This is a genomic window from Sedimentitalea nanhaiensis DSM 24252 (assembly GCF_000473225.1).
GTDB classification, from domain to species: domain Bacteria; phylum Pseudomonadota; class Alphaproteobacteria; order Rhodobacterales; family Rhodobacteraceae; genus Sedimentitalea; species Sedimentitalea nanhaiensis.
In genome coordinates this window covers 1,359,854-1,373,165 of record NZ_KI421509.1, presented here as the reverse complement: position 1 = coordinate 1,373,165, position 13,312 = coordinate 1,359,854, and the positions used below count along the sequence as shown (strand labels likewise).

General features: G+C 62.1%; 11 protein-coding genes. All 11 read right to left on the bottom strand.

Going from position 1 to position 13,312, the window contains the following annotated elements:
• Positions 1-33 precede the first annotated feature (33 nt).
• Positions 34-1,014, bottom strand: coding sequence for a TRAP transporter substrate-binding protein (locus NANH_RS0108425; RefSeq protein WP_027261635.1), 981 nt, complete (start codon positions 1,012-1,014; stop codon positions 34-36).
• Between the two features lie 74 nt (positions 1,015-1,088).
• Entirely contained in the window at positions 1,089-1,979 is an 891-nt protein-coding gene (locus NANH_RS0108420) for an NAD(P)-dependent oxidoreductase (protein ID WP_027261634.1), read from the bottom strand.
• An 87-nt stretch (positions 1,980-2,066) separates the two neighbouring features.
• Positions 2,067-3,554 (bottom strand): aldehyde dehydrogenase family protein, encoded by a 1,488-nt coding sequence (locus NANH_RS0108415; RefSeq protein ID WP_027261633.1) that lies wholly within the window; start codon positions 3,552-3,554, stop codon positions 2,067-2,069.
• A 173-nt stretch (positions 3,555-3,727) separates the two neighbouring features.
• The gene (locus NANH_RS0108410) at positions 3,728-3,931 is read right to left on the bottom strand and encodes a hypothetical protein (protein WP_027261632.1); all 204 of its coding nucleotides are present in this window, start codon (positions 3,929-3,931) and stop codon (positions 3,728-3,730) included.
• A 115-nt stretch (positions 3,932-4,046) separates the two neighbouring features.
• Positions 4,047-5,186, bottom strand: a complete 1,140-nt coding sequence (locus tag NANH_RS0108405) for a M20/M25/M40 family metallo-hydrolase (protein WP_027261631.1) — start codon at positions 5,184-5,186, stop codon at positions 4,047-4,049.
• 83 nt (positions 5,187-5,269) lie between these two features.
• Positions 5,270-6,445 (bottom strand): M20 aminoacylase family protein, encoded by a 1,176-nt coding sequence (locus tag NANH_RS0108400; RefSeq protein ID WP_027261630.1) that lies wholly within the window; start codon positions 6,443-6,445, stop codon positions 5,270-5,272.
• Positions 6,442-8,127, bottom strand: coding sequence for an ABC transporter ATP-binding protein (locus NANH_RS0108395; RefSeq protein WP_027261629.1), 1,686 nt, complete (start codon positions 8,125-8,127; stop codon positions 6,442-6,444). Before NANH_RS0108395 ends, NANH_RS0108400 begins: the two co-directional genes overlap by 4 nt.
• A gap of 3 nt (positions 8,128-8,130) precedes the next feature.
• Positions 8,131-9,018 carry an ABC transporter permease gene (locus tag NANH_RS0108390; RefSeq protein ID WP_027261628.1) on the bottom strand — a complete coding sequence of 296 codons (888 nt, stop codon included), beginning with the start codon at positions 9,016-9,018 and terminating at the stop codon, positions 8,131-8,133.
• A 1-nt stretch (position 9,019) separates the two neighbouring features.
• A complete protein-coding gene (locus NANH_RS0108385) occupies positions 9,020-9,961 on the bottom strand; it encodes an ABC transporter permease (RefSeq protein WP_027261627.1) in 942 nt (313 codons plus the stop codon).
• 96 nt (positions 9,962-10,057) lie between these two features.
• Positions 10,058-11,668, bottom strand: coding sequence for an ABC transporter substrate-binding protein (locus NANH_RS0108380; protein WP_027261626.1), 1,611 nt, complete (start codon positions 11,666-11,668; stop codon positions 10,058-10,060).
• A complete protein-coding gene (locus NANH_RS25790; RefSeq protein WP_051372301.1) occupies positions 11,662-13,269 on the bottom strand; it encodes a M81 family metallopeptidase in 1,608 nt (535 codons plus the stop codon). Before NANH_RS25790 ends, NANH_RS0108380 begins: the two co-directional genes overlap by 7 nt.
• Positions 13,270-13,312 lie beyond the last annotated feature (43 nt).

Here is a 13,312-nt window from a genome sequence, read left to right as displayed (position 1 = left end):
CCGGCACCCAAGAGGGGCGCCGGCTGTGAAGGTTTATTCGAAATCGACGATCGCGTTGACGAGGCCCTTGTCGTAGGTCTCGTAATAGCCTTCGTAGGCCGAGGCGATGGCCTCCTGGAACTTTGCCTTTTCCTCGACCGACAACTCATTGACCTTCATGCCACGCTCCTTGAGCGTCTCGACGCCGGTGGTCTCTACAGTGTCAACATAGCCGCGCATCGCCTGCACGCCTGCCTTTGCAGCCGTCTCGAAGGCTGCTTTCTGACTGTCGTCGAGCCCTTCCCAGAACGGCTTGGAGACCAGCAGCATCGCCGGGGAGTAGACGTGGCCGGAGAGGGTGAGATATTCCTGCACTTCGTTCAGTTTCACCGAAACGATCACCGAAAGCGGGTTTTCCTGACCGTCGATCACGCCTTGTTGCAGCGACGAGATCACCTCGGGCCAGGCCATGGGAGTCGGTGCCGCGCCCATGGCGTTGAAGGCTGCCAGATGCACCGGGTTTTCCATCGTACGGATTTTCAGCCCTTCTGCATCTGCCGGGGTGTGAATCGGATTGCGGTTGTTGGTGATGTGCCGGAAACCCTGTTCGCCCCAGGCCAGGCCGTGAAGACCGACGTTGTCGAATTTGGCCAGAATGTCCTGACCGATCGGCCCGTCCAGCACCGCACGTGCATGATCGAGATCCCGGAACAGGAAGGGAATGTCGAATACGCCCGTGTCGGGTACGAAGTTCGCCAAGGTGCCGGAAGAGACGATGGTCACTTCGATGGTGCCCAGCTGCAGACCCTCGATGACTTCGCGTTCGCCGCCAAGGCCCGAAGAGGGGAAATGGGTGAAGGTGAACTGATCGCCGGTTTCGGCCAGGAGGACCTCTTCGAAGGTCTTCGCGGCAACACCGTAATGGCTGTCGGGCGCAAGTGCGTAACCGATCTTGACTTCAGTCTGTGCAGAGGCCGGCAGGCCGGTTGCAATGAGAGCGCCGGCAGCAGCCAGCCCGCGGAAGGTGAATGTCATAATGTCCCCTTTGTTTAACATGTGTTTGGTATACAGGCCGCAGTTCGGTCGCAAGTCTCCTTTACAGGGTCAGATCAAACGCCATCAACCCTTGGGGGTTTGCGAAAAAGATTCACCAGTTCAGGTAGATAGGCTTGGCCGTTCCCGCTTTCCGTCACGGCGGAAATTGCGTTCGCGACCCCGTCTGCGATGATCTTTTGCGCGCCTGATTGCCGCGCCATGTCCCGGAAATAGTTGATATCCTTCTGCGCGTTAGCGATGGCGAACGGCAGCCCCTCGCGGTCGCCCTCGACGATGAAGGGGGCCAGCCTGTCCAGCGCCGCGCTGGCGCCGCCCCCGCCTGCGAGGACGTCGACAAGCACCTGTCCATCGACATGCGCATCGGCGGCATGGGCCGCGGCTTCTGCAAGCAGGGTCATAAAACCGATCGAGACGTAATTGTGGAGCAGTTTGAGCTCATGACCCTGACCGAGGGGGCCGACATGCTTTACGTCTTCTGTGAAGGAGGCCAGCACCGGGCGGACTCTCTCCAGAAGTTCGGGATCGCCGCCGACCAGCAGATTCAACTGCCCTTCGTGCGCGTGTTTCGCCGTCCGTGTCATCGGAGCGTCGACATAGCCGCAGCCAGCGGCGCCAACCGCTGCGCCCATGCGTCGGGTCGTTTCCGGCAGCGCGGTAGAGCAATCGACGATCACCGTTCCGGGAGTCAGGCCCGAAAGGAGCCCGGTTTCGCCGGTCACGACGGCTTCGACTTGGGGAGAACCGGTGACGCAAACGATCACCACATCTGAAGCTGCGGCCACTTCCGCGGGGGTCTTGCAGGGGGAAGCGCCGAGACGGATCAATTCGTCCACCGGCTGATTTCCAGGGTGGTCCAGGAAGCTGAGCGAATAGCCCCCGCGCCGCATGACGTTCCGAGCGATGCCGTGGCCCATCAAACCGACCCCGACGATTCCGACTTTCATTGTGGCGTTCTCCTGTTTCTTGTTGTCGATGGATGCGCGGGGGGCCGGACCCGCAAGATGGCCCGGTTCCCCCGCCGGTCGTTTGGGTCAGTCTGCATTGATCCAGATCGCCTTGGTGTCGAGGTATTCTTCCACGTGCTCACGCCCGCCTTCGCGCCCATAGCCCGACATCTTGACCCCGCCGAATGGGACGGCCGGATCGATGGCGTGATACATGTTGACCCATACCGACCCGGCCTTGAGGCGATGTGCGAGCTTGTGCGCCGTTCCCAGGTGGGTCGAGAACACGCCTGCCGCCAGCCCGTAGGGGGTTGCGTTTGCGCGCTCGACCACCTCGTCCAGGGTGTCAAAGGGCATGGCCGAGATCACCGGGCCAAAGATTTCCTCGCGTGCGACGGTCATCTGGTCGGTCACGCCTCCGAAGATGGTCGGCTGGAAGAAGTGCCCGCCGTTCAGCTCCGAACCCTCGGCCCGCGACCCGCCGGCCAGCACTTCGGCCCCTTCGCGCCTGGCGGTATCGAGATAGCCGGCTATGCGATCCGCCTGGCGGGCGGAGATGATCGGCCCAATTTCCGTGGTCTCCTCGATTCCGTGCCCGATTCTCAGATTTTGCGCGTAATCGGCAACCCGACCCAGGAACTCGTCGTGAATCTCGCGGGCCACAAACAGACGCGACCCGGCAATGCAGATCTGTCCGGAATTTGCAAAGACCGACATCGCCGCGATGGGCACGGCCTTGTCAATATCCGCGTCCCGGCAGACGATCACCGGGGACTTGCCGCCCAGTTCCAGCGAGACCCGCTTGAGATTGCCGGTGGCGCCGCGCGCAATAGCCTGCCCGGTCGCGGTCGAGCCGGTGAAGACGATCTTGTCCACCCCGGGATGTGCGGCCAGCGCCGCGCCGGCGTCGGCACCGTACCCGGTGACGATGTTGAGCACGCCATCGGGAAGCCCCGCTTCCTGCATGATCCGGGCTATCATGAGCACGGTCAGGGAGGCTTCCTCGGAAGGTTTCAAGACGGTCGTACAGCCGGTCGCCAAAGCGGGGGCGATCTTCCAGATCGAGCCGGCAATCGGGGCGTTCCACGGGATGATGGAGCCGACGACGCCAACAGGCTCGCGCACGGTCATGGAATAGATCTCGCCGGGGAAGGAGTTCGGAATGGTTTCGCCGTGGATCGCGACCGCCTGTCCCGCGTAGTAGCGCAGCATGCCCAGAACCCTGCGGCTATTGCCGAGGGTGCGCTGGATCGGCATGCCCATGTCCAGCGTGTCCGACAGGCAAAGGGTGTCCCATTCGGCCTCGAACCTGTCGGCGATTCTCAGCAACAGCGCCTGCCGTTCAAAGGGCGTGAACCTGGACCACGGTCCCTCGAATGCCTTGCGCGCGGCGGATACGGCCGCGTCTATGTCGGCGGCTCCGCCCTTGGGGACAGTTGCCAGTACCGACCCATCGGCCGGGTTGTACGCTGTGATTGTCTCGCCAGAGCGTGCTTCGCACCATTGGCCGTCAATGAACATCGGTCGAAAGCTGCCATCATAAAGCTCGGCTGCCCGCGCCTTCCAATTCTTCATGTCATTTCCTATCACGTCAAAAGTCTACTGGACCAGGCCGGTTCTTGCCCCAGAAGGGTATGCGGGGCAATGCTGGATCCTGATCCCTTGGCCGTTGCGGGGCCGCTACGCATTCCGCACTATTTAATCGGGTTCCGCGACGGCGCCGCCCCAAGCGGTGATCACTTCACCGGTTACATGCGCGCATGTTCTATAGCCGGAACAGCGATGGCCTTTGCGCCCGGAACGTTGCGATCTCCGGCCTCCCGCTCCCAAGCGGACAGATCGCCCGCGATACCTGTGCCCGACAGCGGGAAACCCCCAATCCGCAGACCCGCAGGAGCACGCATGCCAAAATCTAGCGCCTGCGCTTTGCCGGTATCGGTGCGCCAGTGCATCGCGGCACCTGGGTTCCGGCTTCAGCCGCCTGCCGGTGCTGAGAGCCGACAACGCCACGGTCGGTGTCCACGACGTGCCTGCGGATTTCCATGGAGCGGGACAGGGCGTCAGACATCAGGCGCCCAGACGGCAGTAGAGCGCGGCGGCCAGTTTTGCCCGTTCGACAAGGCTGTCGACAAAAATATGTTCGGTCAGCGTATGCAGCCCCTTGCCCCGCACGCCGATGGAATCGAGCGTCGGCAGTCCCAGGAAACCTGTGAAATTGCCATCCGATCCGCCGCCCGCTGAACTGCCTGTCAGCCCGAACCCGATCTCGCCGGCAATCTCCTGAGCGAGCGACAACATCGCCATGGTGCCTGGCTGGTCAGGCTCCCAGACAGGGCGGGTGACGCCACGGCGTACTTCCATTACCACTTCACCCTCATTCGAGTTGAGCGCCATCATCTTCGCAACACCCTCATCCAGCAGGGCCTGGGTCTTTGCCATTGACAGCACCTCGGCATTACAGACCGACGAGACGCAATTGACCCATTGCCCCGCATTGAAGACCCCGACCGAGAAGGTGCAGTCGTCGGTTGTCATACTCTCGATCCGGGCCACCGATTTTGCCATTTCTGCGATGGCCGAACGCCCATCGGAAAGAGCCCAGCCGGCATGGCTCGGCTTGCCGCGCGTCTGAAGGTCGAAGCGCGCGATGGCGTAGCGCCCGATCACGGCACCACCGTCGGGGCGCGCAGGTTCGGGGACGAGGATGAATTTGTGCCGCTTTGCCTCGGTTTCGATCAGCTCGCGGGTCGAGGGCGTGCCAATCTCTTCGTCTGGAGTAAACAGCACGGTGACCGGCAGCGGTGTTTGGACACCTGCCGCCAACAGTTTGCGCAGCGCGTCCAGATAGACGTAGTTGCCACCTTTCATGTCCATCAAACCCGGGCCATAGCAGATATCCCCCTCACGCCGGTACGGGAGTTTTGCCAGCGTACCGACCGGATGAACGGTATCAAGGTGACCAAGGAGCAGTATTCCGCCTTCACCTGCCCTGGCATGGGGCATGGTCGCGCGGACACTGTCGCCCAGACCCATACGGCCCGGTATCCGCTCGACCCGGGCACCGAGCGCTGCGAGGTCGTGCTGAACCACGTCCATCATGCGGTTGACAGCTGCGGTGTCGAAAGTCGGGCTTTCGGTCTCGATCCAGGGTGTCAGCCCTGCAAGCATCTCGTCGGCATCAAAAGGCAGAGCCAGCGGGTTGGTCATTGATTGGTTCCTTTCGGGGTCGGCACGGGGCCGATCAGGGAATTTTCGGGTTTCGAAAGAGAACAGCCGGGGCTGTGCCGCGATCAGTCGGCGGTACTTTTGAGCAGCCGTGATTCTACAATGCGCGCATAAATCGAGGCCCCAACGGGAAGGATCGCATCGTCAAGCACGAAGGCCGGGTTATGCAGCGGAACGTTTCCCGCGTGCCCCACCCAGCAATAGGCCCCCGGAACAACTTTGAGCATGTCGGCGAAATCTTCTGAACCGGTCGCCTGGTCCATGGTTTCGGCGGCCATGTCGGCGCCGACGACCTCTGCTGCCGCAGCCACATAGGCCGTCGTGAGGTCTGGGTCGTTCAGCAGCACATCAAACACGTTGCGAAGATTGACATCAATTTCGATCCCGTGTGCCTGTGCCATTCCGCTGCAAAGCTCGCGGATGCGCTGGTCGGCAAGTTCCGAAACGTCGTCATGAAAATATCGGATCGTCCCCGATATGACGGCTGTATCCGGCACGATATTGTAGGCCGAACCCGAGTTGAACCTGGTCACCGAGAGCACCACCGGCTTGGTCGGGGGGGTGTTGCGGCTGACGATGGTCTGCAGTTGCTGAACCAGATTCGCACCAATGACGATGGGGTCCTTGGACTGGTGCGGCATCGCCGCGTGGCTGCCGGTGCCCTTGACGGTGATGTCAAAGAAGGTCGCCCCCGCCATTGCCGGTCCGGGTGTGACGCGGACCACACCGAATTCGGAATTCGGGTCGTTGTGCATGCCGTAAACTTCGTCGCAGGGAAATTTTTCGAAGAGCCCTTCCTGGATCATCCTGCGCGCTCCGCCCAGGCCCTCTTCGGCGGGCTGGAAGATCAGCACGGCGGTGCCGTTGAAATCGCGTGTCTCCGCCAGATAACGCGCCGCCCCCAACAGCATGGTGGTATGCCCATCATGGCCGCAAGCGTGCATGCGGCCCGGGTTGGTCGAGGCAAAGGGGACGCCTGACGCCTCTTCTATCGGAAGGGCGTCCATGTCGGCCCGCAGCCCGATCCGGCGGTTGCCACCGCCCTGGCCCTTGATCAGGCCAACCACGCCGGTGCCGCCGAAGCCTTCGACGACCTCGTCAACGCCGTATTCGCGAAGCTTCTCGGCGACGATGGAGGCGGTGCGAACTTCCTCGAACCCGAGTTCCGGGTGGGCGTGAAAATCGCGGCGGATTTCGGTCAGTTCGTCGGCGAAGGCCTCAATCCTGGGAATAATACTCATGCGATGGCTCCTTTGGGTGCAGGCGCGTGATCGAGCGCGCGGTAGTTGGAAAAATCCCAGTTGCGGCCCGGGGCCGCATTGATCAGATTGCGGGTGTAATCGTGGCGGGGGGTCGACAAGACCTGGCCCGCCGGTCCGTGTTCGACGACAAAACCCTTCTGCATGACCAGCACGTCGTCGCAGATTTGCGCCGCGACCCGCAGGTCGTGCGTGATGAACAACATGGCGACGCCGAATTTCTCCTGGATGTCGTCGAGCAGATCCAGCACTTGCGCCTGCACGCTGACATCCAGCGCCGAAACCGCCTCGTCTGCGACCAGCAGGTCAGGCTTCATGGCGACGGCACGGGCAATCGCGATACGCTGGCGCTGCCCTCCGGAGAACTGGTGCGGATACCGGTCCAATGCGTCGCGTGGCAGGTCGACCAATTCCATCAACTCGGCGGCCTTGGTCATCGCTTCGTCTCGCGAGGTGCCGAAGTTGATCGGCCCTTCGCAAAGGCTGCGCGCCACTGTCCAGCGTGGGTTAAGTGACCGGTAGGGGTCTTGAAACACGATCTGGAGGTGCTTGCGGTGCGGTTGCAACTGGCGGCGGGACAACCGGGCAATTTCGGTGCCCGCGACGGTGATCTTGCCCGCCGTCGGGTCGATCAACCGCATAATGCAGCGCGCCACGGTGGATTTGCCCGAGCCCGATTCTCCCACGATCCCAAGCGTGCGGCCTGGCGGGATGCTGAAGTTCACGTCGCGCGCGGCCTTGACCCTGTCGGACTTTCGGAAGAAGCCGCCACCGCCATAGGCCATGTCCAGCCCCTGAACTGTGACCACGTCCTTTTCGGCAACATCGCCACGTGCTGGGCGGGGGGCAAGGTTGGGCACTGCGGTCAACAGCTTGCGTGTATAGGCTTCTTTCGGGTCGGTCAGCAGCTCACGGATTGGGGCGCGTTCGACGATCCGGCCCTTTTGCATGACGCTCACCGTATCGGCGATTTCCGCTACGACGCCCATATCGTGGGTGATGAACAAGACGGCGGTGCCATGCCGTTCCTGCATTTCCGCGATGAGCTTTAATATCTGCAGCTGCGTGGTCACGTCCAGCGCCGTCGTTGGTTCGTCTGCGATCAGAAGATCCGGATCGAGGATCAGGGCCATCGCGATCATGATACGCTGCCGCTGACCGCCCGACAGCTGGTGCGGGAAGGCGGAGTAGATACGTTCCACATCCGGCAGATGCACCTGCTCCATCATATCGAGAGTAAGTTTCTTTGCTTCAGACGGGCTCAGATCACTGTGCGTGTTCAGCACTTCCAGAATTTGCTCGCCTACCCGAATGACCGGGTTCAACGCGGTCATCGGCTCCTGAAAGATCATCGCGATCCGGCGGGCGCGCAGCTCGCGCATCTGCGACGGGGATGCGCTGGTGATCTCGAAGCCTTCGAGGTCGATGAGACCGCCTTGCACCTCAAGCGCACCCTTGGGCAGCAGCCCCATGGCGGCAAGCGAGGTGACCGACTTGCCCGAGCCGGATTCTCCTACAAGACAGTGGGTTTCCCCGGCGCGGATGTCGAGGTCGATGCCGTCGAGCACCGGCGCCGCGTTCGGGCGGCCGGTCAGACCGACTTTGAGCTTGCGGATCTTGAGGACGCGGGGCGCGTTCGAAAAGTCTTTTGATTTGAACTCCATGCCTTAGCCCTCGCGTTTTTTCATGCGCGGGTCGAGCAGATCGCGTGCCGTGTCGCCCAGCAGGTTTATGGCAAGGATACACAGCGACAGCAGAAGTCCCGGCCAGAAGATCAGACCGGGCTTGATCTGGAAATAGGTTCGCCCCTCCGCCATGATGTTGCCCCAGGTCGGGATCTCGGTCGACACGCCAGCACCGAGGAAGCTGAGGATTGCCTCGATTAGGATCGCGGAGGCGCAGATATAGGTGCCCTGCACGATCAGCGGCGCCAATGTGTTGGGCATCAGATGCTGAATCAGGATTTTGGGCATCGAGGACCCAAGTGCGATGGCAGCCTCTACATATGGCTCTTCGCGCGCCGACAGCACCACCGAGCGGACCAGGCGCACAACCCGTGGTATTTCCGGCACGGTGATCGCGATGATGACAGACCCGAGACTGGGGCCGTTCAGCGCGACCAGTGCGATGGCCAGCAGGATTGCGGGGATTGCCATGAGGCTGTCCATGATCCGCATGATCACACTGTCCGCTGCTCGGAAGAAGCCTGCGACAAGCCCGATGAAGAGGCCCACGGTGACGCTGACCAGCGCGGCGCCGACGCCGATGAGCAGCGAGACCCGCCCCCCGGTCATTACCCGGGAAAAGGTGTCCCGGCCGTAGGGGTCGGTGCCCAACAGGAATTCCTCTGACGGGGGCTTGAGGCGGGCCATGGCATTCATCGCCAGCGGGTCATAGGGCACGTACAACGGCGCCATGACCGAAGCGAGCACGATGATCACGAGGATCGCGGCGGCGATCACCGGGCCGATGCCGACGCGGGCTCCTGGCGGCAGAGAAAACAGCCCCGTAAGCACCTGAAAGGCGCTGCGCCGCGCGTGTGGAAACTCTGTCATGTCAGTACCGGATCCTTGGATCGAAGAGGGAATAGGAAACGTCAACTAAGAGGTTGACGAAGACGTAGATACCGGCGGTCAGCAGGATCATCGCCTGGATAACCGGGTAGTCTCGCGCAAGGATCGCATCAACGGTAAGCCGCCCGATGCCGGGGATGTTGAACACGCTTTCCGTCACCACCACGCCGGAGATCAGAAGCGCGAAACCGGTGCCGATGATCGTCAGGATCGGCACGGCGGCATTGCGCAGCGCATGTCGAAATAGCACGACGTTTTCGCGGACACCTTTGGCGCGGGCAGTGCGGATGTAATCCTCGCCGAGCACTTCCAGCATCGAGGCGCGTGTCATCCGTGCGATCAGCGCGATGTAGATGGTTGCCAGCGTCAGCGAGGGCAGGATCGCGCGGCTGAAGAAGGCACCGAACCCCTCCGAGGGATCCTTGTAGCCCTGCACCGGCACCCAGCGGAGCTCGATCGCGAAAATCTGGATCAGGATGTAACCGATGACAAAAACCGGAACGGAGAAGCCGAGCACCGAGAAGGACATGACCAAGAAGTCAACCCAGGTGCGGTGACGCCACGCGGCGATCACGCCCATCGGAACGGCCAACGCGACGGAAATGACAATCGTCATCAGCGCGATGTTGATGGTCGGTCCCAGCCGGTCCGCCACCATCCCGGCAACAGATGTGTTGGAGAGCAGCGACACGCCCAGATCGCCGCGCGCCAATTGGCCCATCCAGGTGAAGAACTGTGTCAGGAGCGGATCATTAAGGCCGAGACGTTCCCGAATGCGGTCCAGCTGTGCCGGGGTTGCGGCATCGCCAGCCAGAATGGCGGCGGGGTCTCCGGGTGTGAGGCGCAAGAGCAGAAACACGAAGATCGCGACGATCAGCATGACTGGGATCGTGGCCAGCACGCGTTTCAGGATATAGACGAACATGTTCCGGGTCTTCCTTGTGGCGAAACGGGGAGTTCAAGCGAGCGAGGGCGGCCTCTGGAGATGGAGAGCGCGCAGGGCGCGCGCCCTCCGGGCGGATCACTCGGCCGCTTTGGTAATGTTCCAGAACACCGGGACCGGCGATGGGATCATGTTCCTGATCGCGGTGCGCCGTGCTTGCGGGATCAGGTATTCGCCCATCATGATGTAGTTCACGTTGTCCATCACATGTTCCTGGATCTGCACTGCGATCTCATTCCGCGAGGCGTCGTCTTTGGCCGCAACAAATGCTGCGCGCAGCTCTTCGACCCTGGGATCCGTCGGCCAGCCGAACCAGGCGTCATCGCCACGGCCGTTGACCATCACGTTGATCAGGGGATCCGAGATTTCAGGCACCATCCAGTTGGTGAAGAACATGTTCCACCCGCCTTCGGCGACCGGGTTCTGTTGGGCGCGGCGCTGCACGAGCGACTGCCAGTCCATCGACTGCATATCAACTTCGAATCCCGCCTCTCGCAGGGCCTGCGCAGCCACAACCGGCTGGTTGATCAGGCTGGTCACATCCGTCGGCGCCATCAGCACGATGGGTGTCCCATCATAGCCCGCCTCTTCCAGCAGCGCCTTGGCCTTCTCGATGTTTGCGCCGCCGGTCAGGATCTCGGAACCCGCTTCGTTACCCAATGGTGTCGCGCAGCCAAAGATCGCACCGCAAACGTTATAGTAGGCCGGATCGCCTTGCATCGTGGCCAGCATGGATTCCTGATCCAATGCGGCCATTGCAGCCTGGCGGATCAGCTTGTTGTCAAAGGGCGGGAGCAGGTGGTTGGGGCGACCGATGGTCACGTAGCCGAGTTCATCGCGGGTTTCTACGGTGACGTCCGGGTTGCTTTCGAGAATTGGCAGCAGATCGATCTGCACTTGCTCGAGGTAGTCGATCTCGCCGGCCGACAGCGCATTGATCGCGGTCAGCGCGTCGGGCATCGTCGTCCAGACGACCCGGTCGACATTCACGACTTTGCCACCGGCCATCCAGGAGGCGGGTTCGTCACGCGGGACATAGTCGTCGAACTTTTCATAGGTGACGTTCACGCCGGGTTCGTACTCTTCTTCGTTGAATACGAAGGGGCCGGAGCCGACATATTCCGTGATCGTCTCATCCGCAGAGGTTTCGGCCACCCGCGCGGGCATGATGAAAGGCGGTACGGCGGATTGTTTGGAAATCACGTCCAGCAAAGGGGCAAAGGGTTCGGTCAGGGTCCAGACGACGGTTTTGTCGTCGGGCGATTGAAGGCTTGCGGTCACGTCAAAGATCAGTTGACCGCCTGAATCGCGCTTGCCCCAACGTTTCAGTGAGGCGACGACATCCGCGCCGGTGACAGGCGCGCCATCGTGGAATTTCAGCCCCTCGCGCAGGGTAAATGTGTAGGTCCGGTTGTCTTCGGAAATTTCCCAATCGGCCATCTGCGGCTGCGGCTTGAAGTCGGCGTCCACAGCGGTGAGCACGTCATAAATCATGTATCCGTGATTTCGGGTGATGTGCGCGGTCGTGATAACAGGGTCCAAAACACGCAGGCCGGAATGCATTACGGCGGTAATGGTGGTTTCATCCTCCTGGGCCAGAAGGCTGCCGGGCGCGAGCAGCGCGGTCCCCGTCAATAGCGCCGCAGCAAGGCCGCGGGCGTCTTTCAGAGCGGATCTCATAGTCAGCATGTGTATTTCCCATGTTGGTTGGCGTTACGATGTTGGACCGTGGCGGGTGCACCGCCGCGATCGGGACGTGCCGAGTCGGCACGCGCAGCCCCGAAAAAGGGGCCCTCGGGGGACAGCCGCAGATCCGACCGCACCCGCGTGAACGGCAGGTCGGCTGGGTCGAGCGGCATCGGGCCAGGCGCGCGCGCCACAAGAATGGCACGCGCAATCGGCGCGAAGTCGGCCCGGAAATGGGTGGAGCTCTTGACCACGAGAATTGCCTGTTCTTCGGGAACGATTCCGACAAAGCGGAACATTTCGCGGTCGGCCATTTGTGCGATCCCGCTGGTAACGACCACCCGGACGCCACCGATGCATAGGCAGGCCGACAGGCCGAGGTCCAACCGCGTGCCGCCGTAATACGGGCCGGTGGCGTGCAGTGTTCCGTCCGACAGGTTCTCTACGAGGGCCTCGGTTTCGAGTGGCGAGTCACCGGGCACGCCGGGATGGCCACCGATGCGAATACGCACGATGGCGCCTTTTCCGGCCCTATGTGCTGTCCGAGCGGCCTCCGGATCGACGATCAAGCCGATGGCGGCGTTGCGCACCTGCGCATCGATGAGCGCACGCAGCATCCCCGTCGTAGCGGAAACGCCGCCTGCTCCGGGGTTGTCCTGCGTGTCGGCGATGACCACCGGCCCATTGCCGGTTGAAGCCGCCAGCCGTGCGGCCTCTGCCACGGCGTCGGCAGCGGTGTAGGTTGCACCGTCAAACTCTGCCTCTGCCGATTCATATGCTGCGGCGATGCGGTCTGCGGCACGGTCTGCCGACGCCTGTGTTTCGGCAAAGGCGATGGCCGTCGGGCCGCAATCGGGAATGTCCGCTGCTGGAAACCCCATGAAGAGCGACGCCGAAAGTGCGCCCCTTGTTTCGTCGGAAGCAAGTTCGGCGTAGAGGCGATCGGCAGGTGTCAGGTCGGTGGACTGAAATGGGATCGGTACAAGATAGGACATACGGCGGAAGGCTTTGGCTGGCCGGATGCCGGTTGTCATTATCCCGTCCAGCAAACGCGCCGCCGTGGCACCCGTCGCCGCCATGTCTATGTGTGGATAGGTGCGAAAGCCCACCAACACATCGACGAGATCGACAAATTCCTCGGAGATATTGCCGTGCAGATCGAGCGCCGCCGCGATCGGTACGTCCATGCCCACAACGGCGCGTACCCGGCGTACAAGCTCACCTTCGCCATCGTCCAGATGTTCGGCGACCATGGCACCGTGCAGATCGAGAAAAACACCGTCCAGCGGCCCGGCCGCACGGATACCGGCCACGATCTCTGACGCAATCTGCTCGTAGGCGTCGCGGGTCACGTGGGCCGAGGGGATTGCCCCGGCCCACAGGACCGGCACCACATCCCAGCCAAGCGCATCGGCCACGGAGAACGCGCCCGACATCCCCAAATTCACGCTGCGGAACGCCTCGGTCATCTGGCGGCCGCGAACCATCGGGACATAGCCACCGCCGACACGGAATGCCGCGAGATCCGCCCGCGACGGGGCAAAAGTATTGGTTTCGTGAAGAAAGCCGGCCAGGGCGACCCTCGATGCATGCTTATCTTTCACACCATGCTCCTATGCGTTCTCAAACTTGTGCAGAAAGACAGAA